The organism is Streptomyces harbinensis (genome assembly GCF_900116145.1).
Taxonomy (GTDB): domain Bacteria; phylum Actinomycetota; class Actinomycetes; order Streptomycetales; family Streptomycetaceae; genus Streptomyces; species Streptomyces carpaticus.
This window is the reverse complement of record NZ_FPAB01000025.1, coordinates 1-3,519: the sequence shown is the minus strand read 5'-3', so window position 1 is coordinate 3,519 and position 3,519 is coordinate 1. Positions and strand designations below refer to the sequence as shown.

Annotated in this window: 1 protein-coding gene and 1 pseudogene; both read left to right on the top strand. The window is 73.5% G+C overall.

All coding sequences use genetic code 11. The features are described from left to right. Window positions 1-1,690, top strand: a pseudogene (locus tag BM385_RS26305) (S8 family peptidase); the annotation flags it as partial. A gap of 279 nt (window positions 1,691-1,969) precedes the next feature. After that, on the top strand, window positions 1,970-3,519 hold a 1,550-nt coding region (locus BM385_RS26300; protein ID WP_175543120.1), incomplete at its 3' end, for a S8 family peptidase.

Genomic DNA, 3,519 nt, shown 5'->3' with positions numbered 1-3,519 from the left:
CAACCTCGGCGACACCGACATCACCCTCGACCTCGCCCTGGACACCCTCGACCCCGAAGGCGCCCCGGCCCCCGAGGACTTCTACACCCTCGCCGACGACCAGGTCACCGTCCCGGCCGGCGGCACCGCCACCGTGGAGGTCACCGCCCACACCGCGCGGGGCGAGCTGTACGGCGTCCACAGCGCGTACATCACCGCCACCGGCGAGGACGGGCAGCGCGTCCGCACCGCCGGGGCCGTCGAGCGCGAGGTGGAGAAGTTCGACCTCACCCTGGACGTCACCGGCCGCGACGGCGAGGCCGCCGAGTTCTACTACGGCGACCTGTACGACCTGACCACCGGTGACTGGCTGGACGTGCACGGCACCACCCGGGTGCCGGAGGGCGACTACGCCCTCGCCCTCTCGGTGTTCGACCTGGACGGCGAGGAGGGGAACGTCAACGGCATCGACTGGCTGGTGGTCCCCGGTCTGACGGTCACCGAGGACGCCACCGTCACCGCCGACGCCCGCGACGCGGCGGAGCTGGTGTACGCCTCCCCGGACGACGCCGCGGAGCAGCTCGACCTCACCGCCGGCTTCGTGCTGGAGAAGGACGACTTCGGGCTCAACTCCGGCTGGTCCGCCGCCGGTCTGCCGGAGGGCTTCGGCACCGCGCAGCTGGGCGAGCCCGCCGAGGGCACCGTGCTCTCCGGGTTCGCCGGCACCACCTGGGAGCGGGACGACATCCAGTACCACGGCGCGTACGTCCACGACGAGGGCTTCTTCACCGGCCTGGAGCGGCGGCTCAAGACCGAGGATCTGGCGGAGATCGTCACCCACCAGGGCTCGCCCGTCCCCGGTGACAGCGGCGTGCTGTTCACCTGGGCCGCCGAACTGGGCTTCGCCGCCGGTACGGATCAGGAACTGCCCCGCACCACCCGGGTGTTCGTGGAGACGGCGCACAGCGACTGGGGCCAGGAACTGTTGACCACCGCGTCGGACGGCTACTTCATGGCTCTGCCCCGCTCCTACGAGGCCGGCGAGACCGTGGAGCGCACCTTCAACGTCGGGGTGTTCGGCCCGGTCATCGACAGCGAGCACGGTGGCCTGATCCGCGTCGGCGACACCCTGTACGGCGCGCTCATGCCCTTCTCGGACAGCGCCGGCCACCTCGGCGGCACGCCGTACGACGAGGACACCACCCGCACCGTCCTGTACCGGAACGGCGAGGAGTTCGCCGTCTTCGAGGACCTGCTGGAGTTCGTGGCGTTCGAACTGCCGGCCGACGAGGCCGAGTACGAGCTGGTGGCCACCGTCGGCCGCGACACGGCCGTCTTCCCGGTGACCACCGAGGTGACCGCCTCGTTCACCTTCACCTCGGCCCGCGGCTCGGAGGAGAGCGTCGTCCTGCCGGCCTCCGGCGTCCGCTACTCCCCCGCCCTGGCGCTGGACTCCACCGCCCCGGCCGGGGAGAGCGGCTTCGCGGTGCCCTTCACCGTGCAGGGCTCGGCCGCGGACAACGCGTCCTCGGCCGAGATCGCGTACTCCACCGACGGGGGCGCAACCTGGCAGGAGGCGGCCGTCAGCGACGGAGTGGCCACCGTGGACAACCCGGCCGCCGGCGGCTCCGTGTCGTTGCGCGCCGAGGTCACCGACACGGACGGCAACACCAGCGTCCTGACGATCATCGACGCGTACCGCACCGCCTGACCCTTCCGCACCACCCGGCACCAACGGGCGGCCCCCACCGCGCACGCGGCGGGGGCCGCCCTCGCGTGTGTGGGCCCGGCACGCCGCCGGGGCGGGGCGGGGCCGGTCAAGGGTGGCCGAGAAGAGGGCAACCAGGAGAAATCGCCGCGCTTTCTTCACGGTTCCTCCATCCCTCGCTCTCCCCCGGCCACGGTGACCCGGACATGATCTGGCCCACCGGCGGCCGCCCCCGGACGGCCGGCCGCCGGTATGTCCCATCACCCCGTCCCTGGAGGACAGTTGTCCAAGAAGTACCCGCGCGGCCTGGCCGCCGGAGCGATCGCGGTGGCCCTGGCCGCCGGGCTCGCCGCACCCGCCGGGGCCGCCCCCGGTGACCCCGGCGCGCCCGGCGCCCCGACCGCCGCCGGCCCGGCCGGAGTGCACGACCTCGTCCTCATCACCGGCGACCGGGTCCTGGTCGACGCCGAGGGCGCCTACCGGGGGTTCATTCCGGCCGAGGGCCGCGCGTCCATACCGGTCAGGACCCTCACCCGGGACGGCGAGACCTTCGTCGTCCCGCAGGACGTCCGCCCGCTCATCGACGCCGGCACGCTGGACGAACGGCTCTTCAACATCACCCGGCTGTCCGCCGACCACTACCGGGCGCGCGGCGGGCTGCCGCTGATCGTCACCTACGGCGGCGCCGCACGCTCCCAGGACAGCGCCGCCGCACGGCTCGCCGAGGCCACCGAGGACACGGCCGAGGACCGGACGCCGCTGGACTCCATCAACGGCGAGGCGTTCACCGTCACCGCCGAGGAGACCGCCGGCCTGTGGGACGCGCTCACCCGGAGCACGGCCGGCGGCGACGCCTTCGCCCTGGCCGCCGCCCCCGGTATCGCCACCGTCGCGCTGGACGGCACCGTCCGGAAGTCGCTCGCCGAGTCCGTCCCGCAGATCGGCACCCATGAGGTGTGGGAGGCGGGCTACGACGGCGAGGGTGTGACGATCGCCGTTCTGGACACCGGCGTCAGCGAGGAGCACGCCGATCTGGCCGGCGGCAAGGTGGTCGCCGCCGAGGACTTCGCCGACAGCGGCCACACCGGTGACCGCGACGGCCACGGCACCCATGTCGCCTCCACCGCCGCCGGAACCGGCGCGCACGCCGGCGGCACCTACACCGGGGTCGCCCCGGGCGCGGACATCCTCAACGGCAAGGTGCTGGACGACGACGGCTTCGGCTTCGAGTCCGGCATCATCGCCGGCATGGAGTGGGCGGTCGAACAGGGCGCCGACATCGTCAACATGAGCCTGGGCGGCGATGCCGGCCCCGCCATCGACCCGATGGAGGAGGCCGTCAACCGGCTCTCCGCCGAATCCGACGCGCTGTTCGTCGTGGCGGCCGGCAACTCGGGCCCGCTCCCCGGCAGTATCGGCAGCCCGGGGACGGCGGACGCCGCGCTCACCATCGGCGCCGTCGACAAGTCCGACACGCTCGCCGACTTCTCGTCCATCGGTCCCCGTACCCGCGACGGCGGTCTCAAGCCCGATGTCACCGCGCCCGGCGTGGACATCGCGGCGGCCGGCTCGCCGGGCGCGGCGATCTGGAGTTACGGCGAGCCCGTCGCCGACGGCTACGTCGCCATCTCGGGCACCTCGATGGCCACTCCGCACGCGGCCGGCGCCGCCGCCCTGCTCAAGCAGCACCACCCCGACTGGACCGGGCAGCAGCTCAAGGCCGCCCTCACCGGCTCCACCACCGGCGGCGAAGGGCTGACCGCCACCCAGCAGGGCTCCGGACGCATCGACGTCCCGGCCGCGCTGGAGACCACCGTCATCGCCGAGACCAC